Source organism: Exiguobacterium sp. s83 (assembly GCF_018617095.1).
In the GTDB taxonomy this organism is placed as follows: domain Bacteria; phylum Bacillota; class Bacilli; order Exiguobacteriales; family Exiguobacteriaceae; genus Exiguobacterium; species Exiguobacterium profundum.
Map to the genome: position 1 here is coordinate 162,449 of NZ_JACSJP010000001.1, position 24,719 is coordinate 187,167.

A 24,719-nucleotide genomic window follows, 5' to 3' on the forward strand; every position below is an offset into this window, starting at 1 on the left:
GTCAGATAAACTCCTTTTTGATTAATTTAGAAAATTCATCAGGTAATTGCGCAGCAGTGAATGAACCTTCTTTATCTAAATAATCTTTTTCTAAGCGAATGATATTTTGTAGAATTTGTTGTTCTGTTTCGGATAACTCGCTTAACAGTGCATATACATCATTTTCGCTGTTTGAATGGTTTTGACTCATCATGTTCACCTCTCAATTGGTTATAGATCGACTAGATTAAATGCCTCTTTTATAGGATTTAAAACTTGTAGTGCTTGGTAATGATTTTCAGATATTGATGCGAACTCATTTACCCTTTTTAACTCATTCATCAATAACCGGCGTTCAATATTAAATTCTTTGTCAGTTAGTAAATCAATTTCTGTCAAAGGACGTGGAATGACAATGTAATCATGAATATACGCATATTCTTTTCCAGGATGTTTACGTAAAATTCGTCCACGACGTTGAATGAACTCTTTTGGATTGGTTGTGCTAGCCAAAATATAAGCAGTCTCAGCAGAAGGAACATCTACTCCTTCATCTAGACATCGGATAGCAACAAGCGCTTGAATCGCGTTCTCTGAAAACTCCTTTAACAGAATCTGTCGAAGTTCTTTCGATTCAGTTGAGGTAAAAGTTTTCGCTGATATGTTCAAATCTTCGTTTAAAAATTGTGTAATATGATCTACATGACGTTGGTCCTCTATAGAATGGTCTCCGCAATACACTATAGTGTGGTCAAGAGTTTCTTGCATACTCAGTTGTTTCTTTAACAAAATATCTTTTTGCTTAGCTGAATTAATTAATCGAGCGCGCTTAATTAACAACATTTCAAGTAGCCCAGTAGTACTTCCGGTCGATTCAATTGATTGTTGCTCAGATAGATTAACTAATTTTGAAATTTTATTCGTAAGCTCATGATAAATTTCCAGTTCATCTTCTGTAAGGGAGACTAGGTGTGGGTAGTAATAATACTTTGTTAAAAACCCTTTTTTAATCGCTTCTTCCAAAGTAAACTTATATATTGACCCACCAAAATAATTTAATAACTGTTCAGTTCCGCTACCATCATGGTGTCGAATTGGAGTTGCACTAAGTGCTAATCGATTTTTAAAAGCTGTAGGAAGCGATTGAAGCGATTGCTTTGTACCTAAATTATGCGCCTCATCGGCAACAATCATTCCGCCATCCGTAATTCGATTAAGTTGAGCTTGAAAATGAACATTTTTAAATGTGCTATTCGTAGTAATTACACATATAAAATTTTGTATTTTAAAATTATATTGAGTGATTTTTCCAGATAGAATTGATGTCCATTGAGATTTTGAACCATAGCATAGAACTGGATTCATCCCAAAGGATTCAGCATCCTTCGCCCATTGATCTACTAAATGTTGATAAGGACATAAAATGATGATTGCTAACCGATTCGTTTCTTCATGCCGTTTTGTTATGGCTGTGAGAGCGGTTAATGTTTTTCCAGTACCCGTAGCCATCTCTAGTAAACCGCGGTAGTCGTTTTCAGACCACTTTTGTATAGCTTCCAATTGATAGTCTCGTGGAGTGAACCATTTTGGTAAAGAAGGGAATAGAATTCTTGAATCCATATAATAGCTCCTTTATCATATATAGGAGTAGGTAAAACCTACCATATACCCTTATTATAGATATAATAAAGAATATAGTTAATAAAAAAGTTATCAAGGTGATTGAAAGGAATGAATAACATGGAATACTTTTTCTCATTTCTAAAACCAATTAATCCAAAAGCGGAAGAGTTGGCCCAGATTGTAGAAGATAAATATTATTCTAAAGAAACAGACTTTGCTCTTCTAAATGCCAGAAAAATGATTGAAGCAATCGTGAATGAATGGCTAGAAGTAAGTGGTTTGCAAAATACATACAACTTAAATGATAACATTCGTTTGTTACAGTCTGAAGAAATCATCGACCGCGAATTGGCTTCGGATCTTCATTACGTTCGAAGAAACGGAAACAGTGCTGCACATGAATTGTTCACTAAAGAGGCGCATGAAATTCTACCGAAAATCTGGTCGAGTTTATACAACATTGTTGAGTCTTATGTCCTTAGTTATGAAAACCCACCATCTATACCTAGATACGCTCCACCGACTCATCCAGCTGAAAAGAACAGTGATCGAGGGCATGATGATATCTTAAAAATCTTGGAAGCGCAACTAGAAGAAAAATTAAAAGCACTCAGTTCTGCTTCAACAAAAGAAGATCCTATTGAAAAAAGAACCGTGGGAGAGAAAAAAGAAACAAATAAGCTATTTGATTTTTTACCTCAAATTGAAACAGATGGCGAAAGCTATTTGTATAACCTGATGTCAAGATTAAATGAATCTTCAAAAGAGGCGGTTGAAAGTGCAGAACTCCCATTGAGTTCATTAAAGCAGTATTTACACGTAGAACGCCCGATCGAAAAGAAATTAATTCAGATGCTTCAGCAACCTGCCCAAAAACGATTAACGCTATTAATTGGTAGTGTAGGGGATGGAAAATCGCATATTCTTTCACATCTTCAATCGGCAGAACCTGAACTGATGAATCGATATAAAAATAAAATTTGGAATGATGCGACAGAAAGTCTTTCTCCTCGTAAAACTGCAATGGAGACTTTACTTGAAAAATTAATTCCATTTTCCGATCAGCACCTGAATGAAGGTTCGGAAGAGTTTGTACTGGCGATCAACTTAGGGGTATTACATAAGTTTTTATATGACTTCGTGAGTTCATTCGATAATCATTACACGTTCAATTCATTGATTTCATATATTGAGCAATCAGGTATTTTTGAGAATGAGATCTCCCAAGCAACGCAACATGATCATTTTTCCATGGTCAGTTTCTCAGATTATCCAATGTATGAACTTACTAAAGGCGGCGTAGAATCGAATTTCTTAATGGGTATTTTATCAAAAATGTTCGATCAAAATGAAGAAAACCCATTTTATTTGGCCTATCAAGAAGATGTAAAGAGAGGGATCGATTCGATTATCCATCGCAATTTTTTACTTATGGGTAATCAACAAGTGAAACGCAACTTCGTAAACATCATCGCAAGTTCTCTTTTAAAAGAAAAAGCAGTTTTATCTATGCGCCAATTTTTTAACTTAATATACGAAATTATGATTCCAGGAAATTGGACAAATATCAGTAAACAAAAAATTGTACTTGAGACGTTACTTATACATGGCCTTCATCAAAAAATATTTACAGCTCAGAATGACTCACCTATATCAATCATGCTAAGAAATGAAGATCCGGTTGCTTCTCGTTCCAAAGAGATAGATGAAATCATTCTTCAAATCAATTTAGAGTCAGATGTGAGTGGATTTATCTCTAGATTTGACGAATTGACTCGTCAAACATATGAACTTGATCTATTAGATCGTGAATTGGTTAACGAGTACACACAATCATTACTAAGACTACTCTATTTGTCTAACCCGAGAGAAATGAATATTACACAGACAACGATTGAATCATTCTCAAAATATCTATTTGCTTATTACACTGGTCAAAAATATGAACTTAAAACTCTCTACGAGAAATTTGAGAATGCACTTATGTTATGGTTTGGATTTAAAAAAGATCAAAAAAATTATTTGTTTGATTCGAATGCGAAAATTTCAAAGCGTTATCGTATAGCAAAACCAGTTAGTTTTACATTGGATCCAATCAGTATGGCGATAAAAAATGAAGAGCAAGTGGTTCAATTTAGAAACTCCTTATTCATTCAATTTGTAGTGGGTGAGCGCAAACAAAGAATTAAGCTAGAAATCGATTATAAGATGTTCAGTTTAATTTCAAAAATAGATAAAGGATATCAACCTTCTAAGATTGATTTCGACGATGCCATTCGATTCAGTGAATTCGCAAATGCGATTCGTACACATAATACAAATAACGAAGAAGTGTTGATTTATGTTGTCCAAACTGGAGAAACCTTCGTTTTAAAACAAGAAGCAGATCCATTTAGTAATGAAGAAAAAATCGTATTTAGTAAAATGTAAGTTGTGAAAGCGGGTGTAAATAATGAGATTATTACCAGAGAAAATTTTCGATGAAAAACAAGTTATTGTCTTAGACAAAAGTCGGAAAAAAATAACGAAGCGACAAACTTCGAATTTTTATCAAATACTCCCTTTCACAACAGGAAAGAGCGATTCAATTAAAAACGCTCTTTCCGATTGGGAAAAGGAAATCGGTGCTTATTCTAGAAGACTTCTGAATGTAGAACTGTCAGCTAAGTCTTTCAATACGGATTATCTGTTAGAAGGTGTACTAGAGCGAGTCGAGAATCAACCTGAGCATGAAGATGAAATTCATACTTTCTTTAGTGAATTACTGTTACAACGGGATGGAGGGTTGAACGTTACTCATCCAAGTATGTTCATGTACATCCAAGGCAATCCTGCAACGAAAAAGAAGTTGGGTACTTTTCTAGCGGATTTGACGCAACATGCGTTAGATGAAGGAGAAATCGAAAAGATTAAACAGGTTTTTAAAGCAGGCCAAAATGAAACTCTGTTAGACAAGATGATTGTAAATTTATTACCGAGTCTAACGAACAAAGAATATAAAGCCGAGCATGCTCTTTATTCTTCATTACCAATAAAACTATTAGGAGAAGATTTTGTCTATTTAGCTGAGCATCCGCAATACTTTTTGAAAGAAATTAATAATTTATTAAAGTATTACCTACACTATATTGTTTCTCAAACAACAGTGAAAATTAATAACTTCGAGACGTCTAACTGGAATCATCCATCGAAAATGTACTACACAATTCATAACGAGACGACTGTTACTTCAAGAAGAAAAACGATGAACTCGGGGATGGGATTGTTGACGAGTGCGAGTGAAAATTTATTTGTTCATGAGTTGACGATGGCTCAGTTGAGTTGTAACTCTGTTAACCAATCATTAGAGAATGAGAAATCAAAAATCATGACATATGATGAAATTTTTCAACATTTTACTATCCTTAGTGCTACAGATCAAGTTCAATTTTTGAAAGATATTGATTTGCAGACTGAACGAATTCTTACTTATGCAGGTTTAGAGAGCAATGTGAATGACAGTCAAACTTTTAACGAAGCAGCTAAACAACTATTCAATGCGATGAAACTGACGACTCCGAAAGAAGCGCAGTCTCGTTATGGAGATCATGCAAAAAATATTGCTAAATCGCACTTTACGAAGCGTCGTGGGCGTCTTGGATATGTATTGTCTCTGAACCAGGAGATGTTAATTCTGATGTGCGCTGTAAGTTGTAAAAATGACCGAATTACATTTGTAGAACTATTAGAAAGATTAAGTAAAAGAGGCATCAACTTTGATAACGAATCATCAACTGCCCTTTTACAACTACTAGAAAAAATTAATGTTATCGATAAGAAGAGCGATAGTGGGGAGGCACAGTATGTCAAACCAATTTTATGAGTATGTAACGAAAAAAATAAATGGCCATTTTTTAGTAAACACGCCTAAGCCTGGAGATAAGTATTATTTGCAACTCGAAGAAGAGAGCCATGTTCAATATTTAAAGGAATATCTCGAGAAGGAAGCAAAAGATCAGGTTAAAGCTTTTGAATATAAATTAAACGGAGTTACTGAATATGAAACGTTTACGATTGACTACGGGACAAGTGAGTTAATCATTGCTACTCAAAGCGAAGGAATTCAACCTGACTTCTTCGTTAAACTTCGAAATTTAGTTAGTGAACAAGAAGCTGAAGGTTTAAATCGCTCATTGCTTGTTATTTATCACGGGCAACTTGATAGTATTGATGGTGGTGGAGCAAATCTTCAAAAAGAAGGGATGCCGTTAAATCCTCAAAAGATTTTAGAAGAACTTAAGCATGAATTGAAGCAAATGTCGGACAATAAAGGTGCATTGGTTGAAGTGATTAATTTTCACTTGAAGGAAATCGAAGAAGAGTTCAACTCGTTTAAAGGGGTATCATTCTTTGATTTTGAAGAAATTCTTTCTCTCATGCAAAAAACAGAACTTTCAAAGAAAGATTTTCTAAAGTTAAGGTTTTTCCACGACCAGGAGCTTGATTCGTTTATCCAAACGTCATCCAAAAAAGAGATTCGTGAACGACTTCGTGAGAACCGAGATTTATATGAATTTGTACAAGAGAGTCATTTTAATGAAACGACTGAGGCGCAATTACCGAAAAAGTTTAACGAGCAAGGTGTCAATAAACTTAAACATGATCATTGGAATGAATTAACATTGCAAGAAGTAATTAAACTCAAAGCAGAAAAGAATAAAAAAGTATTTGAGCTTGATGAAGTTACAAAAGTTAATGAGCATTCCTCGGTAGTGGTTTGGGATCGGCCACATAAAATGACAAAGACAGGAAAACGCATACGTTACATTGCAATTTTTAATCCTTCTCATGAAAGAGAAATTAATCTAAAGTTTAAATATCTTATTGAGGGTAAGGGTGTTCGGAAAAGCTTAGAACAGTCGCAAGTCAAAATTGAGTATTGTAATCCTTTACTTGAAGTAACTTCAAATGTGAAGACAAACAATCTTTATTTGACACTAACTTCAAATCAAGTTCAAAATACTGCGCAATGTACTATAAAGTACAAAGTAAAAAATGAAAGTACATTATATTCAGAGCTAAATATTATGATTTTCCCATTCTCTAATGAAGTTCTTAAGGATTATGCGGGAACTTATGAAGTGAAGCGTTTAACTGGGAACGGTACCGAGTATTTGACACTAGGCAATAAAGAAGGTGAATTACGCTTAGGTGACGGCTCACAAGAACCAATTTACCAAGATCAAGCTCTCGTTAAAGTATCCGAGGAGCCTAATATTACGTATCATTTTGATCAGGATTTGTTTGAAGACGATCAGTTTATGCAGCTAGTTGTTGGAGAATCGCAACCAATTAATATTAAATTAAGTGTCGATGCATCAAAACCGCATCCGATTCCGAATATACGGTTGTATAAAGAAAAACGTGAGAAGCGAGCATCAATTGTACTGAGTGCGGATGAGAAATTGATTTTGAAGAATCAAATTTACTATCCCCAAAACGAGTATAAAGACTTCTTGGACTACGAAATGGAATGGGTCAATCAAAGTATGCAAACTGCTGTTCTTTCGGCAGGCGTCCTCAGTCCTATTGAATTGGAGTTTAAAGCATATTATGAATTAAGAGAAGCGTATAATCTGTTCTTAAACCACTTCAAGATTAAAAAAACTGTACCCATGTTGGCTTACTGGGATGATGAATACAAACGAGTTGCTTTAAATTATGTTCAAGCGTATGTAAAAGCGATTGAATCGATTCAAGAAGCAGATCGATTGTTTGAAGTGGGGCATTCAATCTTAAAATTAGGTGTCTTATATAATCAAAAAGAGCAAATTGTTTACTTTACTCCATTCCATCCGATTAATGTTGCATTTCAATTAGAACTTAATACGCAACTTGGAGAAGAGGAAATCTCGGAAAGTGTACTGAAACGTCTACGAGCCGATGCATTAGCCCCATATCTATGGTTTGAAGGTAAAACTTACAAGGCAGAATCCCAATCAGATTTGCCAGAGTGGATGGTGTATCGAGTAAAAGAAGAGGTTGTCGTGGCTGAAGCGGACCGCTTTTTATCTGAAGTAGTCAAAGAAAAGTTAAATCAGTTTGTCGATCATTTTACGTCACTCTTTAATCAGACAAATCAAATCGCTAGAGCACCACTTTATTTAAATGTAATTGAAATTCGTAATGATGAGATGGTACTGAAAGGTATAGTTGAATGGATGTTCCGTCAATTAAAGAATAGTTATGAGAAAAATCGAGATATAGTAATCCCTGTAGAAGTGAAACTTTATTCTGATTCAGGTCGATATAGAAGTGCTTTCGATCAATTTGCTGCAAAAGATTTTATGGAAGATGACTGGGAACAGTTCGAATATCTGTACGCACTCATTCCGAAAAACTTCATTCTCTCCCCGCAAGAAGTAGCGGAGAAAATTCAGTCGCTGATTAATCACTACCACATTCAAAATAAATCTTCTAATGATTTTGAATATGCTCATATTAGTTTCTATAAGATGAGTGGTGAAGAACAAGTAATCACAGACAAAATGGAGTATATCAAGAGTGGTAATGCCATGAATGGTTTGTATTCGACACTTGCACCGACAGTCAAAGATGGTCAGTTTAGTATGGGGTTTGGTCTTCGAGGTTATGCAATTGAGGAAGAAGACTTGTTATTACGATGTGCCAAATCATTTAATGAATTGAACGTACACATGAAAGATAACGGAAGTAGCTCATTTGCACATGGCGTAACAGCACTAGCTAGTATTACAGATGCACGCGATAGTTATAAGTTACAAAATATCTATGAAAGTTCACACTGGGTTACATTAATCGAACCTACTGTCGACTTAGGCTATTTTTCTTCTAAGCAAGGAAACCCGGATAATGAATTGATTATCATTCATTATAATGATCAATCTTCTTCTTACCGATATGATGCTATTACAGTTACGAAGAAAACAGCACAATATCAGGCAGTGATTAAAGATTACTTGAATCATGAAAAACCGGATTTGAATACAGATGAGAGTATTAAAGAAATCATTCAAACGTTCAATGTGATCAACGGAGAATGGCTACTTTCAATGATTCAACAAGGTTTAAGTAATGAAACAGCTCGTAACGTGCATAAGAGTCGTGAAAAATTCAGCTTATTGGCAGCCGTTAAATATTCATTGGCGATGTTTTCAACCGATGATATTACTTGGGTCCCAATCTCTCTTGAGGAAATTTTACGAGTGGCGAAAGCAATTGGGTTAAACCACGCGAATTCACCTTTCACTGTGAAAGCGTTAGGTAAGTCAGGTAGTTACTCAGATGATTTACTGTTGATTGGGATGCAGGAAACGGACGGTAAGTTAAAAATGCACTTCTATCCAATTGAAGTAAAAATCGGTAGAAACTTGAGTAATGTCATAGATAAAGCTAGAAACCAAGTTGTTCGAACGAAAGCTCTCTTTGATTTAGAATTAGGTGTGGGGGAAGCAGAAACTACATTCTCTCAACAATACTATCGTATGTTCTTTGCACATCTTTTCTTAGCAAATGCTAAAAAACTATTTGAAGGAAAGTTGTGGAGCGAGAGAAAACAAAATTATGACTTTGAACAGGAAAGACTTTCCGTTATCGAAAGACTGATGAAGGGCGATTATGAAATTTCGAATGAATTAACCGAGTACTTTAATAAAGGTGTTGTCGTTTCATTTAGAACAGAAGAAACAACTTCGTTTATTGAACGTGTTGAAGACGACATTCTGTTGCTTAATTTACCAGAGCAGTATGGTATAAGTGGTGGATCGTATTCGATTGAAGAAATCCGACAATCTATTATAGATGGCAAAAAGGATATTCCAAGAGAAGAAATGCTTGAAACCTTCAAAATTAATAATATTTAAACGTAAACGACCGGCTTAAATTTAATTTAAGCCGGTCGTTTACTTACAGTTCTTTGAAAATCTCTAAGTCTTTTAGTTCAATGTTTGACGATAGTGAGAATCGAATGGATGATCGAACTTCATCTAATGTTAATCCGATCGCTTGGAGGACATGACTTGGTTTACTGGAGCTACAAGCAGATCCAGTTGAGACCGCCATGACAGGAGCCAGTTGTTTTACGAGAACTTCATTGTTAATACCAACGAATTGAATATTCACAATGCCAGGAATTTTGTTTCTATGGTCACTATTAAATCGTATGTTCGAACCAAATTTTTGAGTTAAAAGTTGAACTAAATACTCTTCAAGTTTCTCTAACTTTTTGATGTTCTTGGTCAAGGATGCTTGATGCATTTCAGCTGCCTTTCCCATTCCCACAATAAGAGGAACAGCAAGAGTCCCGCCTCGAATGCCTTGCTCTTGGCCACCACCATGAATAAGTGGTGTCAATTTTCTTGGAATCCCGTCCTCATCTTTTTGTACATAAGCGATGCCGATACCTTTTGGACCGTTGAACTTATGCGCAGAAGCGGATAAGAAATGAACGTTCGTCAGTTCTGACAGGTTGATTCTCATCTTTCCGACGACATGTGTGGCATCAGTATGAAAGAGTGCACCATATTGAGCAACTAGTTCAGAAGCTTTCTGAATGTCATTTAAAGATCCTAACTCGTTATTTCCCCAGATGATTGAAACGAGTGAAGTAGGGCGTTTTTTTAGTAGAGACTCTAATTCAGAAAAATTGATTCTACCGAATTCATCGACTGACAAGTATTCAACATGAATGTTAAGCTGCTCATTCAAATATTTTGCGATTTCCAAATTAGATGAATGTTCAGTTACCGTAGTAATCACTTGATGATCCGGTAAGGTTGAACTTACACTCTTTAAAATCCAGTTGTTACTTTCGGTCGCTCCCGAAGTAAAATACAGCTCGGTAGAAGAACAGTTAAGAAATTTACTTAACTGTTCTCGAGCATGTTCAACAGCATTTTTAGAGTTTTCTGCCAGTGAATAATACTTGCTCGAAGGATTTCCGAACTCTTCAAGAAAGTAGGGGAGCATCTCTTCAAGTACTTCTGGATACACAGGTGTCGTTGAGCTGTTGTCTAGATAAAGCATGTTATCCCTCCTGGAGAGCCAATAACTCTCTTAAGAATTGATTGGTACTTCTAGAAAATTGGAACATTTGATAAAGCTCTTCGGCACCTCGAGTAATATGCGCATTAAAATAATCTGGAAAATATCGTTCTTCTTCAATATGGCGTTCAGCATGTTGAAGAATCATCATTTTAAACATCTCGTCGTGTTCTCCCGTTAAGGTGGCACGATTTATTTCAAAATTAGAAATGGGCTGACCTTTAACGCTTGATGGAGTTTTTTCGTTTTTTAATGATATTCCAACGGCGAAACGAGCTAGGATGTTCGGTGTGATATGAGTTGAGTTTGCAATCTCTTTAAAATAGAGATGCGTTTGTTCAGTTAATTTAAGACGGTAGTTCATGAGTTTTTCACCTGCGCGTTTTCAAATTCAAAATACGATGGAATGACTCGTGTTTCTAAATGTTCATTATCAAACTGAAGACTATACTCTTTAGAAATCGATGGTTTGAGTACGTCGTAGTAATCTTTGCTAATTTCTGAGTCTGTAGATAGCACTAACACTTGTTCACCAAAGTTAGGAAGTAAGTTACGTAAAATGTTATAACGGTGATCTCGATCTAATCGGCCTAACAATGTATCGAAGATAAATGGCATTTGATTTTCGGAAACTTTGAAAATTGCCCAGATTAATGAAAGAAGTAGAATCTGTTTCTCACCAGAAGATAGCGTAGCTACAGAAATTTGAGACTGGTCTTTAGATGACAAAGTTAACGAGAAGTCTTCGGGTAGAATCGATAGCTTATCTACGTAATCTTCTTTACGCATCAATGTTTTTAACATGCGTAACGCATTTTCTTCAACACTCCGAATGACTTTATATCGCTGTTGAAGTTTGAAGTCTTCTAGTAAAGCTAATGTTGAAGTCGCATTTTGCGATAATAAGCTCGATTTTGAAGTGATTTTCTCGATTTCTTGTTGAAGTGAGGCGTTTTCTTCCACTAACATCGAGTACTGATTTTGGAGCTCTTCTTCAAGTTTAACAATACGTTCTAACTGCTCGTTCAAATGAAGATGACTAACTTTGAGTTGATTCAATTCCTCAAATTGTTTTTCAAAATCCGCATGATTTTCTTCTCGAATCACTAGTTTTCTTCGTAATATCTTCAGTTCCTCTATGATTTCGTCATCGCGATTAATGTTTGCCAAGAGAGATGAGGAAGATTGAGCGTTTACTGAAGAAATCATATTTTCAACTTTTGCCTTCGAACCGAACGAAGCGTCATGAATAATTTCAGTTTTCGGAACAGCCGTTTTTAAAGCCGCATTGAATTCATTCTTCAGTGAATCATGTCCTACAGATCCTCCTAAATTACGTGAAACATTCTTATAGAACTCATCGGTGAAGACTTTTTCTAAATCTTCTACACTTCTGATCAATAGTTCTGATTCTACTTGTTCTGCAGCTTTTTCAAGCAAGTGATGATTGATAGAAAAGGCGTAGTACTCATTGAAAAAGTCTGACGTAGATTGCTTTAATTTCTGTCGTTCTTGTTCTAGGTTTCTTATTTCCTCTTTCAATTTTGCTTCTTCTTCTTTACTAATCACGTCGTGTGCGCGTAACGATTCAGAGAAGGCAGTGATTTCGGCTTCACTAACTTCGATCTTCTGAAGAAGCTGAGATTTATCGACTTGAACGTTTTGCAATTTTTGTTCGGATTCACTTAGCTGTTTTTTAAGCTCATCTAAACGTTTTGATTTATCTTTAGATAGCTTAGTCTTGGCTTCGTCTCGTACAAGTGATTCGATTGTTTCCGTTAATAAATCTGGAATCTCTAATTTAAATGCACTTTTCATCAAATCATCTAGGTACTCAGACAGTTTCCCTTCATTAATAATTTGATTAATTGTCTCTCCATCAAATAATGAGACATTAAACAAATAGAGGGGAGTACGTTCTAAGAATAATGAATAGACTTGACTCTTATCCTTCTCTGCTAGTGCAAAGGTATTTGCATCACGATAGATGTTAAAGTATTCTTTAATATTCTTAGCGTCGATTCCCCATGATCGTTCAAATAAATAGCGTGATGTAGTTTGATTCGTTGTTGTTGTAAACGTAATTTGGATTTTTGAAATTTGTTTAGTGGTACTATATCTTTCTCGTTGATCTCTTACTTCGCTATTGATTAACTTCTCAATTTCTTTGAAGTAGGATGGAGTAGGTGCTTTAATCCCAAACGCCTGACTACCATATAATCCAGTGCGAAGTGCGTTTAAAAAGGTTGTTTTACCCGCTCCATTTTTCCCGCCGATTAAAATAACATTTTTATTAGAGTTTTCATTCTTGAAATCAAATGTTTGATTTTTATATGCTCCAATATTCTTTAAGACAATCGATTCAATCTTCATCTCTCTCTAAAACTCCTTGCTCTTTGTAAAGGCTTAAATAGTCTTGGCTCAATAGCGCAGCGACATCTTTATTAAATCCTCGTTTAACCTTTACACCTAGAAAATCATTTGCTGTTGTAAATAGTTTTTGAACCATATTGAAATCAAGACCATACTTTTGAGAAAGAAGTTCTAAATCATTCGCTTGGTCACTTGTTAGAATCTGACGATCATCATGTTCCCAATCCAGGTCGACGCCGAATACTTCGCGATAAAGTTCTGGTAAAGTATCGTTCCAATCACCTTCACGGAGCCATAAGCGACGAATTGCTCGTAACTCATCATCCTGAATTAATTTGTACTCGACTGAATTTGGAACTTTTAAATCACGTTGTAAAATCAATAAGTCGCGCATTAGTTCATTTCTAGTAGCTAGTGTGAAAGGACCAAGACCAAGGTGTGAGTATACAGATTGCCCATCCTCGTTTGTTTCGGTAACGACAAACTGAATATTGAACTCTTCAGGTTTGCTCAAGTCAATATTGTGTTTTGCGATAAATTGACTTAATTGTGCTTTAGGAACGGCAAGAACAGACTCATCAGTCAAATCTTCAATTCGGTCAACTACTTTATGAGAAGTGGCAGCACGACCGCCTTTTTTCTTTTGAACAATATAGATTCCATCTTCTTTGATTTCATGTTGAACTTCTAATAAATAGAAGGCACCATTCATTCGTTTATGCATTCGTTTAGAACGGTCGTCACGAATGAGAACCATTTTATTGCGGAACTTCAATAATGGTTTTAACCAGTCATGTTCACCAGTTTGAATAAAGCCAGTAAGCGATTTATCTTGATTGACAACCGTACACGTCCAGCAACCGAAACGGCTATTCCCACAAGAACCAGCACTTTCTTTAATGTTTTGGTCAACGACTAATGGACATTCGCTACTTGAATCCATGTACATTTTCTGTAGCTTATGATGGTCTTCCCCCCAAGGAGCTGGGTTTTGAAGAAGGTAGCTCCATACATCATCTAGAACAAATTCTTTAATTGGAGCAAATACATAAGCATTCGCTAATGATGTGTGTCGCATCAATTCGCTACCTGAAATCTCATGGTCTTTTATGGATTGGCCTCGGCTCGTGCTCTCAGATGAACGGACACCAAGTACCATAATAATTTCGCCGTATTTTGACACTTTATCTTTAATGAAGCGGTTAGCAGGGTCGATTTTAAGACGATCTGTACACCATCTAAACGTTTGGTTCGGAGTAGGGTAGCCACGTCCGATAATATTCGTCCAAAAAGTTTTTTCTGTAAGTGGTTTAACTTTTTGTGTTTCGATTGGGAGATTATATTTTAAAGCGGCTTCTTGCATGCGGTGTAAAGAGCCGTTAATCATGGAAACAACGAGTGGGTTTTCTACCAAAGTGTCAGAAGAAATGATAAACACCTTCTTATGCAACTGTTCTGGTGAAAGCTCTAGCAACGCTTCGAAAATGAGTTGAGTCGTTAGTGTAGAATCTTTTCCGCCACTAAATCCGACCACCCATGGACGTGTGTCATTTAAATACACACGTTTGATCAAATCGATGGAGCGTCTAGAAACAGTATCTCCTTCATGCTGAGTAAATAAGTTACTAATAATACCTTGTGTCATAAATTGTCATCCTCTCGTGCCAAAACAGTCATAATACGTTCATGCTTGATTTTTGTTGATCGAAATCTTTCTCTTCTTTCGTGAGCTTGATGCCGATTAGCGATTTGATTCGTATGGCAGTCAATCGAATAGTGTAGTTGTTCTTTAAAATTCTGCCGTTTTCGTTAAAGGCACGACCTTTCCAATCTTTTTCGTTTGAACGGCTCCAATCAATATCTTTAAATTTTGTAAGGTAGGCTGTCCATGTATCAGGTTTTTGTTCAATTAAAGAGCGCGCAACTTCAGCCGCTGCTTCGATAAATAAACCTTGACCCGCAATTGAAATCATACGTAAATCACGAGGGGAGATTTCTTTATTAAATACTTGTTCCCATTCATGAATACTATTGCATAGAGTTAGCCAAAACGTTTTGATGTTCAATGCGTCTTCTTCAGTTAAAAGAGCACCTTTTTTCTTATTAATTAGTCGTTTATTTGCATTATAAATATGATTTAGCGCTAAAAGTTTTGGTGAATTCTTGGAGAGGGACGTTTTCTCCATTTCTGTATACCGTTTTAACAGCGGAATCTCTTCAACGATTTCTTTAGTTAGGAGCGATAACTGATCGCGATGGTCATATAAAATACCGATAGATGACGTTGTGTTAACGGCATGTCGATTCAAATCTGAAAAGATTTGTTGAGACCGTTCTAGACCTTCATCATGAAAGAATACAACAGAAATTGTTTCATTACCTAATTCAGGCATAATTTTTAAAGCCTCTTCAATCGCTGCTCTCCGGTGTTGACCATCATTTATTAAAAAACGAGAATCTAATGTGATCGAGAGCTTGCCTAAGTCTTTAAAATTCGGCTCATCCGAAAAAGGAGTGAACTGAATTTCACCATCAATGGAAGCTGTAAGTGATGAAAATACATAGTCCTTAGACTGATCTACAATGTAATTTGTGATATCTGGGACTCGAGATTTATTCAAAATTCGCTGTGAGCGATATTGTGGTGGGACTTCCTCTTCATCGAATAAGAAGATTTTTGGAATCAGTTTTAACGGGCACATAACGACGAAATATTCTTTTTCTGCCTGTTTTCCTCGTAATGCGGGGAAGTTATAGCTGAAATTAGGATCCATACAATATCCTCCTTCTATATATTACATATGATATTACGTACGTAACTTGTTGTTTTTATAATGAAAGTCTAACATATGTGTTCGTATAAAAATAGCGAACAGACTTTACAATATAGAAATTTCGATAAAAAATCTCAGCGGGAATCCGCTGAGATTAAGCTGTTAATAGTTTGATCAAAAAATCCTCCTCAAATAAATCGCTACTTGATTCTATAAGTGAATAAATGCTCATCGTACCTAGTTCGATATATTTTCGCATTGCATCACGAATGTCTTTTTCCTCTGTAATTTCCTTTTGCATGTCATTGATGATTAAATGCTTACCCAGGAGATAGTCATTTCCATTGATAATCGCACCCATATCCCATGTACCAGATTTAAGTTCCTCGGGTAATGACGATTGATTATTAAAATTTTCAATCCCGTGCATTAAACATATTTTTACGACAAATGGTCTAGCGTCTTTTGGGGCATAGTGATCCAAGTGTTGAATAATTTCATCGATTCTGTCTTTTGTAATTTTAGATAGTTTTATTCCTTTTGAGTCCATAATTTTTATCCTCTCACAATTTCGAAGTAACCCTCACGAATGAGTGTATATTTATCGTTTTGGTTATAGTCCAACATAATCTGTTTTGAAGTATATTCTTTCATTAGATTCACATATTCAGGTGTGATTTCGGTATCCGTGGAAAGAATAACAACCTGTTTACTAATATGTTTGTAGAAATGTTCAACTAAATTTCTTCGGTGATAACTATCGAGACGCCCGAGAGGTGTATCAATAATCATAGGTAGGTCTAAGTCAGCAGCTTTAATCATTGCCCAAATAAATGCCGAAGAGATGATTTGCATTTCACCAGCTGATCGTTCTTCTATAGCGATTTCTGCACCTCGTTCATTTTCGATTCGAATCATCATCATATCTCGGTCAATGAATGCTCTACCGAATTCGTCCTGTTTCCGCATAAGGGTATTGAGCATTTCATTAAACTCACGGCTTATCACATCGATTTTCCAATGCAGTACTTTCGTTGCGTACTCTTCAATTGCAATTTTAATTTCACCGATAATTTTTACATCGTCTGCTAAATCAATGGCATTTGATGCAGTAGACTTAGTACCTTTTAATTTTGCTTCAATCGAACGGATTTCTTGAATGCACTCTTGTTCTTTTTTCTTTAGCTTCATATAAAGATTTTTCGCTTTTCCAAGCATTTCTGTCGTCTCTTGGATGTTTTTATCTTCCTCATCAACACTGACAGCAGAGGGTGCAAGTTCGATTTTTTGCTGTAACTGATCAATCGAATATTTAATATTGTTCGACTTTTTGATTAACTCAACAATCTGTTGTTTGATTGTCCCCGCGTTGATATTCATTAAGTATCTGCGGTCGTTCGGAGAAAGGTCGTGCCAAATGTTTTGGTCTTCTTGCTTGATTGGAGTACGGGTTGTTTCTTTTGATAACCAAATCCCTTTCCCAATCTCCTCAACTTGACGAAGCTGTTCTTCGGTCAACGGTGGATCGATTGGTTCAGATAAAAGTTTAGACATGAATTGGTGGTAAGGCGCCAATACTTGTTCAATTTTTTGTTGGTCTGAAATGATTTGTTGTTCAGCTGTTAAGCGTTCGTTTAAGAGTCTGATTTTTTTGGATGCAAAAGATGGAATTGCCTGCTCAGCAAACAGTTTCGAGATTTGGTCCATTGTTTGTTTATATTGAACCTGCAATGCACTCATTGAAGCAGCAAATTCCTCACGTGATTCACTGTTTTGCGTTAACTTGTCGTTCCGAAGTTTTTTATAATAATCAAGTTTTTTATTATAAGTAGAAACTCGCTCTTCACTCTTGCTTCTTTTTTCAGACCATTCACTAAGTTGTGCTTTAAGGTCTGTAATTTTTTTGTTGAATTTTAACAACTCCGTACTCTTTTGAGCGACTGCGAGTTCGTTTTGCTTGCGGGAATAAATTTTGTCTAAGTCGTTTTTTAAAATATTAAAATGTAAGAATCCATTCATACGCTCGATGGTTACCTTAAAGTCTGTAGAATTTCGAGATGAAATAATACGTCGAATTTCTTCACCATCAAAGATTAAAAATTGAGAGGCGTCAAATGGAATCAATTTATCAATTGTTCGATTAAAATCATCCACATTGTGTGGAGTGATCTCTTCATTTCGTTTTGGACGTGCTGCACCAATCGTTCGTTTGCTGAATGTTTTATTCTCGGATACAACCCGCTTCTTGCTATCATATTGCCAAACCACTTTGATTTCATAATGATGACCATCACCTGGTTCGAAAATCAGTGAAGCACTAGCTTCTCTTCCACCCTTTTCAAAAAAAGAGTTATTAATAGTATTAGTGAACTGTTGCTGGAATTCAGCATCCGTCATTCCTCGTCTACCAAATAGTAAGTACCGAACGGCTTTTAAGATTGTCGTTTTGCCTGCACCGTTCAACCCACCAATTAAAACGATGTTTTTCTCATCTGTATGTGTATCGAAATTGATTGTTTGCGTATTTAAATAAGTTTTGTAATTATTTAATTGGATCCGCACAAACTTTAAGCCTGACTTTTTAGAATTACCAATAGATTGAGTTAGAGAATTACCTTTTTTAATCAAATACTTTAATTCTTCTTCTAACTCTTTTTGTCTTTTTGTTGGAGTCATTGCTTCCCCATAGTAATTAGCTTTCGATGTTGTGAGAATGTTTTGAAGAAGATTAGGGGAAAGGTCATGCCGTAAAGCAACTTCCTCTAAAATCTCTCTTTCAGTGTTGTAAATCTTTTGGTTCATATCGATTTCCTTTCTTCCAAACATGAGATATTCAGGTCTATATTCCTATTATAAAGGAAATACATCTAAAAACCTGTAACTTTTTTAGAAAGGGTATGGATAAATTAGGTATACATAATTGCTAATTATATAAGGAGATGAAAGATGTGAAACGCCTGTTACTACGCAAAATCCAATTCGCCCTCCAATACCATGGTGGGACGGCATCTTTAAAAGACATTTATGCGTATGTCGAAAAATCATACTACCAACTCGAGCTCGATCGATATAAAGATTGGAAAGGGCACGTCAATAAACAGATTCGTGCACATTCTAGTGATTCGGCGAGTTTTACCGGAAAAGAAGACCTCTTTTATTCCACAGGAAATAAAGGAATTTGGGGCCTCAGACAGTCCAATAACTAACGAAAGCGGGACCAATTTCACTTGGTTCCGCTTTCAATGTTTACAAAACATCACACCCTATTGTCACATAATGTTCATTCCTGTACACTTCGATATTGTGTGCTAAAAATTATGTTAGGGGTTAGTCAATGGAACTTGTACAGCAATTATCTCAAATGCAACTGATCAACCAATTCTGGTTGCTTATGGCCTTCGTCATTCCAATGGTCATTTTATCTCGTATGGTCGTGGCTGGGACGCGCTTCTCGCCGATCCTCGTCATCGTCATCTTCGGTCTCGGTCTCGGATTCGGTATGGTCGAAATCGGTATCGCGACGCCGGGTCTTCCTGAATTCCCGCTTGTCGACTTCTTGTCACGGACGACGATCATCGCGTTAGTCGTTTCGTTCTTCGTCGGTGGACAAGAACTTCGTAAAATCTTGAGTAAACAAGAGCTCGACATGGAGGACATCGTCATTCCTGCCAAAGAGGAGATGTTCCTCGGGACAGGACGTACGCAGTTCATCTTCATCCTTCGTTCGTTCTTCTTGCTCGTCGGTTTGGAAGGATTCTTCCGTATGGCAATCGAGCCAGGTACGGCAGAAGGGATTGCGCTTTACTACCCAATCCTCGCACTCCTCGGTCTTGCGGTGTCGTTCTTACTCATCGACCATAAAGCACAGATTCAGGACAAGAAAGTATACATGCAAAAAGGTGTCATCGAGACTGTCCTCTTGCTTGTCATCTTGTTCGTCTCGTTCTTGATTGCGACAGCGGTTCAGCCGATTATCGCACTTCCGCAAATCTTCTTTGCGATGTTGATTTCGTCAGCACTCGGTGCCATCTTCCATAACTGGACGTATGGACCGACTGTCCGCGCGCTTCTCTTCGCAGGGATCCCGGTCGTCTTGGCTGCCAACTTCATGGTCGGGGGTTCACGAATCGGTGACGCGTTCGCCATCGAAGGCATGAACTCGATTCTCGTCTACGGTTTCTTCGGTCAGTTGTTCTGGATGTTCGGTGGGATCGCGCTCATCATGTGGTTCGCTCGCACGGGTCACATCCGTAATCTCGCACCAGGTATGGCAGGGTCACTTTCACACAGTGGTCTCACAGGAGCGTGTACGGCTGGTGACTTCGGTCAAGTAGCAGCGAAACGTGCGCCAATCATGATCAACATCCCGTTCTTCGGACATATCTTCGTCTTCTCAATCCTCGCGGTCAGTGCCGACAACGGTGCGCTCTGGATTTGGCCGACAGCCATCATCGTTTTGGTCGGTCTCGTACTCACGGCGCTCGCGTTGAAAAACTTACGCGCGGCGAACGGGGAAGACTTCAAAGAAGTCAAAGCCCTTATGCAGTTCTCGTTCGGATGGCAGATGATGGCCGTCTTCGGTGGTCTCGTTATCTTGGCGTTCAGCACAATTGCGTTTGATTACACGACGATGGCACAATCGTCAGCGATCTCGCACTTCGGCTTGTTCGCAGCGGTTCAAGGTGGAATGTTCGGAACGGAAGCGTCACTTCTCATCCCGCTCATCTTCTCGATGCCGTTCCTCGTGCACCCAATCGTCTTCTACATGTTCGGGAAAGCGCTCGACAACAATGGCGAAATGCCACGTGTACCGGTATATGCGATGGCGCTCATTGGTGTCGTCGGTGTATCTGCAGCGATTTTCGCCTTATAATTGGACTCCGCTCTGACTTCGTCAGGGCGGTTTTTTAATTTTGATGAAATGGATATGGTAGACTTTGGATAGTGAGAGCAGGGGAGAGCGTATGAAAAAATGGTTGTTCATCGGTTTTGTTGTGTTGATTGTAGCTTGGGCCAGGGTGACACCGATGTATACGATAAGCCCAGGTATGGATGACTTTATAAGCTGGTTCGAGGAAACCTATTCGGTACAATGTGAAGATGAGAGCTGTGACGCATTTACGCTGATTGGGGATCAGACAAATACATATGTGAATCAAGAAGGGTATATGAAACAATCAAGTGGCTTTTTCACTTTTGACATGGAGGTCAGGCGATTATATCGAAGTGTCGAAGAACCCGAAAGAGTCGGGACGATTGAAGTGAGATGGAATCAAGATTCGTTTGAGATTACGGAAGAGACGGGTATATTTGTTGCTTCACCATAGGAGGCTTGAAAGCATGCTGATGATCACTCAAGATGTAAAGGGAGAGCGCTATGAGGCGCTCATCGATGTTTTGCTTGAGCACTGCACTCACTTTGCGTTCGTGGAAGACAGGCGACGCATGGAGATTGAAGAGGAGCGTCTAGCGTATATGGATGTACTGACTGAAGAGATTCGTTGGGATTTGATTGAACGAACTATCGTAAGTGAGTGGGAGACAACACGACTGTCTGTGGATACAGCGTATCTATATTCGTTTCATATGAATTACAGGACGGTACAGTTCTTAAAAGAACGGGGTCGTTCATTATTCAGTTGGATTCATCCGAAACTTCCGGAAGACTTGATGTTTTATACGGGAGAGACATGTGTGCTTGCGGTATGCTCCCATGAATCGTTCTTTGTCGTCGATGAAGAGATGTGGGAGCGTATTAGATTAGATGAATGATCAAGGTCACCTCTTATATGGGTGACCTTGTATTAAGTTTACTTGCTAGAGAAGGGTTTCCAGTCTGGGTCTTTTCTGTCGTGTTTATTCGGTTTTCTGACATCATCACAAAAGAGCCGTTCACTCGCACCAAATTGAATGTAATTTTGTTGAGCCTGTCGAAGCGACACCGTATTCGCACCGCCTTCATAATCGGGATCATCGAATTGAACCCCGTCGTCCTCCCAAAAGCAGATTCGACAAATGTCGTATGTGCCTGGTGGTTCCTCTTCTAACGTCTGATAGCCACAGCATGGGCATGTGTATCTCACCATCATCACCTCACTATTTAGTATAGAGGATACAAGCAAAAAGCGTTCGACCATTTTCTCAGGTCGAACGCTTTCTGTCATAAGATCACCATCGAGATCAACGTCAAGATGGCAAGCCCACCTTGTGTCAGAATAATCTTCTTGTCACTCGTGATACTGCCATATAGGGCAACGAGGATGATATAGGTCAGGATCATGGTGACAATCTCGACCGGGTTTGGGGAAAGGTATAGTCCGTACAAGAGCCCGACCCCAATCAATCCGTTATAGACGCCTTGATTTTTGAACAAAACCGACACCGAGTCTCTCGTCAGCTCGTCTTTCGATAGACGGAAGACGCGTGACGTCGACGAGGATGCCGTCGCAATCGTCTCTAAATAGAAGATATAGAAGAATTCGATGGCGACGAGCGTTCCGAGCACAAGGGTGAGCGTCGACATATTAGTTGACCGCCGCTACTTGCACGACCGGTTTCGCTGACACGTAGTTCGCCACGTTTTGTGCGAAGTTGATGAGGACTGGGTTTTGGTTGTGCTGCTCGAGAGCGGCTTGGTCTTCCCAGTTCTCGATCATGACGAAACGGTTCTCGACAGATGTTGACTCGTATAGGTCATATCCGACACACCCTGCTTCTTGTTTTGATGAGTCGATCAAGATTTGGATATCGCGCAAGAAGTTCTCACGTTGTAATACTTGGATATCGAATGTGGCGTTGACTAAAATCACGGTTGATTCCTCCGATTGTTAAATGAATTATTTGAATGATGTGACCGTTTGAGCATCAAGGCGAACTGATTCGTAACCTTCTTCTGCCGCTTTTCCGACAGATAAGATCATGACTGGTACGTAACGATCTTTATCGAGACCGAACGCTTCTGCAAGTTGGTCTTTCTCGAAACCGCCGATTGGGTTCGTGTCATAGCCGTGTGCACGAGCTGTGAGCATGAATTGCATCGCTGCGAGACTCGCATCGATCTTCACGATGTCGTTCATCTCTTGTTTCGAGAGATTTTTGTAGTAAGGGATGATCGCGTCGAGCTGTTGGTCACGTACTTCTTGTGGCATTTTACCTTCTGCGACCGCTTGATCGTAGATTTGTTCGCCGTACTCGTAGCACTCCATGTCTCCGAAGATGAGGAGCATCGCTGCAGACGTGTCGTTTTGACGCGTGTTGAAACGGATAAGCGGTTTGAGCGTCTCTTTCGCTTCTGGGCTCTCGACGACGACGAAACGCCATGGCTGCATGTTGACCGATGATGGGGCAGTCGTTGCTTCTTGAATCATCTCGAGCATTTCTTCTTGTGAGATTTTCACGTTCTCGTCATAGACACGGATTGATTTGCGACCGAACATGACGTCTGTAAATGTATTGTTTTTGAATGTAGTTGCCATTGGTGAATTCCTTCTTTCTCTGTTTAGGCGTGACTGTTCAATTTTTGAAGCAGCGCGGATAAGTGTTGAATCTCTTCAGCGGACAAGGCTTGTAAGACGAGATGGTTGGCCCGTTCGTCTCGCTCGCAATCCCTTAGGTCTTGCTCTGCTTTCTCTGTCACACGGACGAACATCTCGCGATGGTTCTCCGCGTTCCGCTCTCTGACGACAAATCCTTTCTCTTCAAGGATTTTCAAATGTCGAGTGATGGCGGCATTGTCGATTTTCATCTCTTCCTTAATCGCACGTTGCGAACAAACGCCTCGTTCTTTGACGACTTGTAACATCTCGTAGCGGGTCAGGCTGAATCCTGTCTCCCGTTCGAACGACGATGCGACATTTTGTTCCGCCACCTTGATTTGGTAAAGTAATCGGCTGATTTCACGTAGGTCCATTGCGTCCCACCTTTCTCAATTGACTTATCAATCGTTGACTTGTCAAACGATACAACGTTTTGGATTGCCTGTAAAGTCAAACGCTCAAAAAAGACGACACCGGATTATTGTGTCGTCTTCTCTTCGATAGGGGTGCCATCAAATCGATATTCTGTCGTGAATGTCGTATCGTCGAATCCATACAGGCGGTCATAGGCGTTCAAATCCTCAATCGTCCGCACATCGAGGAAGGACGGGTCGATGTCAGACGCTTTGCGCGTGAACATCATGTACCGTTCTGTGTAATCATCATTTCCTCCAGGCTTCCCGTCGAACGAGAAGTGAATCGAATAGACGTCGGATTCCACTTCACGGATGACATCGAGGATTCGTTGTTTCTGTTCGTCCGTATTGTTCCAGTCTTCATGAAACATGATCGAGACGTCGAGATACGTCTTCGGATTCGTTTCATAGATGGACGGCGGGGCCGGGCTGACTTTTGCTTGCACATCATCGGACACTCCGGTCGGTACTTCCGCACGGACGGTCTCTTCTTCTTTTAAGATTCTTTTCGAAACGAGGCGCTCGTGAATCGTCCGCTCTGCCTCGCGTTCCCAATACGTCTCGAGCACGTTATCGTGGATGGAGCCGTCACCATACGTTTCGAGAATATAAGTTCCGGCGAACGGTTCGTTCGTCAATGTGACTTCCCCGACATAACCGCCCATCTTCCAATCGCGTGACAGCTCGATATCGGGTTGTTCGTTGTACGTTTCCTTCACATACGCGGTATAAGTCTCCCGTGCCTCTGACTTTTCAATCGTCGTATATACGAAGAGCCCGCCAGCAAGAACCCCACCGACCATACTTGCCAGTAATCGTTTTTTAATCATTTCGTCACCTCTCGTTCAATCTACCTGATATTGAAGGAGAATACCTCGGTCCAAAGTCTTATTCAAATCATTTCCATTTCGCTGTAAACTAAAAGTGGCCTCAAAGAACTATTGTAATTGCGTGTACTA

At 38.6% G+C, this 24,719-nt stretch carries 22 protein-coding genes; 7 read left to right on the forward strand and 15 right to left on the reverse strand.

Annotated elements, in window-relative coordinates; genetic code table 11:
• Window position 1: 1 nt before the first annotated feature.
• Window positions 2-190, reverse strand: coding sequence for a hypothetical protein (locus KNO73_RS00855; RefSeq protein ID WP_041917995.1), 189 nt, complete (start codon window positions 188-190; stop codon window positions 2-4).
• A gap of 20 nt (window positions 191-210) precedes the next feature.
• Window positions 211-1,599: a DNA phosphorothioation system restriction enzyme gene (locus tag KNO73_RS00860; protein ID WP_215111918.1), complete on the reverse strand. Its 1,389-nt coding sequence runs from the start codon at window positions 1,597-1,599 to the stop codon at window positions 211-213.
• A gap of 111 nt (window positions 1,600-1,710) precedes the next feature.
• Between KNO73_RS00860 and dptF the strand changes: the two genes are divergently transcribed.
• The 3 genes from dptF to dptH are packed head-to-tail and all read left to right on the forward strand — an operon-like array spanning window position 1,711 to window position 9,482.
• Window positions 1,711-4,032 (forward strand): DNA phosphorothioation-dependent restriction protein DptF, encoded by a 2,322-nt coding sequence (gene dptF, locus KNO73_RS00865; RefSeq protein WP_215111919.1) that lies wholly within the window; start codon window positions 1,711-1,713, stop codon window positions 4,030-4,032.
• 22 nt (window positions 4,033-4,054) lie between these two features.
• The gene (dptG, locus tag KNO73_RS00870) at window positions 4,055-5,464 is read left to right on the forward strand and encodes a DNA phosphorothioation-dependent restriction protein DptG (RefSeq protein WP_214691177.1); all 1,410 of its coding nucleotides are present in this window, start codon (window positions 4,055-4,057) and stop codon (window positions 5,462-5,464) included.
• Entirely contained in the window at window positions 5,445-9,482 is a 4,038-nt protein-coding gene (gene dptH, locus KNO73_RS00875; RefSeq protein ID WP_215111920.1) for a DNA phosphorothioation-dependent restriction protein DptH, read from the forward strand. Before dptG ends, dptH begins: the two co-directional genes overlap by 20 nt.
• A 43-nt stretch (window positions 9,483-9,525) precedes the next feature.
• Here dptH and KNO73_RS00880 read toward each other — a convergent pair whose 3' ends face one another.
• From KNO73_RS00880 to dndD (KNO73_RS00910), 7 genes are all read right to left on the reverse strand, one after another.
• Window positions 9,526-10,644 carry a cysteine desulfurase family protein gene (locus KNO73_RS00880; RefSeq protein WP_215111921.1) on the reverse strand — a complete coding sequence of 373 codons (1,119 nt, stop codon included), beginning with the start codon at window positions 10,642-10,644 and terminating at the stop codon, window positions 9,526-9,528.
• Between the two features lies 1 nt (window position 10,645).
• Window positions 10,646-11,026, reverse strand: a complete 381-nt coding sequence (locus KNO73_RS00885) for a DndE family protein (protein ID WP_215111922.1) — start codon at window positions 11,024-11,026, stop codon at window positions 10,646-10,648.
• Entirely contained in the window at window positions 11,023-13,035 is a 2,013-nt protein-coding gene (dndD, locus tag KNO73_RS00890; RefSeq protein ID WP_214691169.1) for a DNA sulfur modification protein DndD, read from the reverse strand. The genes KNO73_RS00885 and dndD (KNO73_RS00890) overlap by 4 nt, the downstream gene beginning before the upstream one ends.
• Window positions 13,025-14,680, reverse strand: coding sequence for a DNA phosphorothioation system sulfurtransferase DndC (gene dndC / locus KNO73_RS00895; protein WP_215111923.1), 1,656 nt, complete (start codon window positions 14,678-14,680; stop codon window positions 13,025-13,027). Before dndC ends, dndD (KNO73_RS00890) begins: the two co-directional genes overlap by 11 nt.
• A gap of 28 nt (window positions 14,681-14,708) precedes the next feature.
• Window positions 14,709-15,809 carry a DNA sulfur modification protein DndB gene (gene dndB / locus KNO73_RS00900; RefSeq protein ID WP_214817547.1) on the reverse strand — a complete coding sequence of 367 codons (1,101 nt, stop codon included), beginning with the start codon at window positions 15,807-15,809 and terminating at the stop codon, window positions 14,709-14,711.
• A 154-nt stretch (window positions 15,810-15,963) separates the two neighbouring features.
• Window positions 15,964-16,359, reverse strand: coding sequence for a hypothetical protein (locus KNO73_RS00905; protein WP_214782485.1), 396 nt, complete (start codon window positions 16,357-16,359; stop codon window positions 15,964-15,966).
• 5 nt (window positions 16,360-16,364) lie between these two features.
• On the reverse strand, window positions 16,365-18,611 hold the full coding sequence (gene dndD / locus KNO73_RS00910; RefSeq protein WP_215111924.1) for a DNA sulfur modification protein DndD: 2,247 nt from the start codon (window positions 18,609-18,611) through the stop codon (window positions 16,365-16,367).
• A gap of 137 nt (window positions 18,612-18,748) precedes the next feature.
• Between dndD (KNO73_RS00910) and KNO73_RS00915 the strand changes: the two genes are divergently transcribed.
• From KNO73_RS00915 to KNO73_RS00930, 4 genes are all read left to right on the forward strand, one after another.
• Window positions 18,749-19,015: a hypothetical protein gene (locus tag KNO73_RS00915; protein WP_251024811.1), complete on the forward strand. Its 267-nt coding sequence runs from the start codon at window positions 18,749-18,751 to the stop codon at window positions 19,013-19,015.
• A gap of 128 nt (window positions 19,016-19,143) precedes the next feature.
• Window positions 19,144-20,682, forward strand: coding sequence for a hypothetical protein (locus KNO73_RS00920; RefSeq protein WP_215111925.1), 1,539 nt, complete (start codon window positions 19,144-19,146; stop codon window positions 20,680-20,682).
• A gap of 91 nt (window positions 20,683-20,773) precedes the next feature.
• Window positions 20,774-21,136 carry a hypothetical protein gene (locus tag KNO73_RS00925; protein ID WP_214684787.1) on the forward strand — a complete coding sequence of 121 codons (363 nt, stop codon included), beginning with the start codon at window positions 20,774-20,776 and terminating at the stop codon, window positions 21,134-21,136.
• Window positions 21,137-21,149: 13 nt separating this feature from the next.
• A complete protein-coding gene (locus tag KNO73_RS00930; protein WP_251024812.1) occupies window positions 21,150-21,581 on the forward strand; it encodes a stage III sporulation protein AH in 432 nt (143 codons plus the stop codon).
• A gap of 38 nt (window positions 21,582-21,619) precedes the next feature.
• Here KNO73_RS00930 and KNO73_RS00935 read toward each other — a convergent pair whose 3' ends face one another.
• The 6 genes from KNO73_RS00935 to KNO73_RS00960 all read right to left on the reverse strand — a co-directional run bounded on the left by KNO73_RS00935 (window position 21,620) and on the right by KNO73_RS00960 (window position 24,590).
• Window positions 21,620-21,892: a CPCC family cysteine-rich protein gene (locus KNO73_RS00935; RefSeq protein ID WP_214730757.1), complete on the reverse strand. Its 273-nt coding sequence runs from the start codon at window positions 21,890-21,892 to the stop codon at window positions 21,620-21,622.
• Between the two features lie 77 nt (window positions 21,893-21,969).
• The gene (locus tag KNO73_RS00940) at window positions 21,970-22,332 is read right to left on the reverse strand and encodes a DUF1304 domain-containing protein (protein ID WP_214684785.1); all 363 of its coding nucleotides are present in this window, start codon (window positions 22,330-22,332) and stop codon (window positions 21,970-21,972) included.
• A gap of 1 nt (window position 22,333) precedes the next feature.
• Window positions 22,334-22,618, reverse strand: coding sequence for a putative quinol monooxygenase (locus KNO73_RS00945; RefSeq protein ID WP_214684783.1), 285 nt, complete (start codon window positions 22,616-22,618; stop codon window positions 22,334-22,336).
• Window positions 22,619-22,645: 27 nt separating this feature from the next.
• Entirely contained in the window at window positions 22,646-23,284 is a 639-nt protein-coding gene (locus KNO73_RS00950; protein ID WP_214684781.1) for a nitroreductase family protein, read from the reverse strand.
• Window positions 23,285-23,307: 23 nt separating this feature from the next.
• Window positions 23,308-23,718 carry a MarR family winged helix-turn-helix transcriptional regulator gene (locus KNO73_RS00955; protein ID WP_214684779.1) on the reverse strand — a complete coding sequence of 137 codons (411 nt, stop codon included), beginning with the start codon at window positions 23,716-23,718 and terminating at the stop codon, window positions 23,308-23,310.
• A gap of 104 nt (window positions 23,719-23,822) precedes the next feature.
• Window positions 23,823-24,590: a hypothetical protein gene (locus tag KNO73_RS00960; protein ID WP_214687770.1), complete on the reverse strand. Its 768-nt coding sequence runs from the start codon at window positions 24,588-24,590 to the stop codon at window positions 23,823-23,825.
• Window positions 24,591-24,719 lie beyond the last annotated feature (129 nt).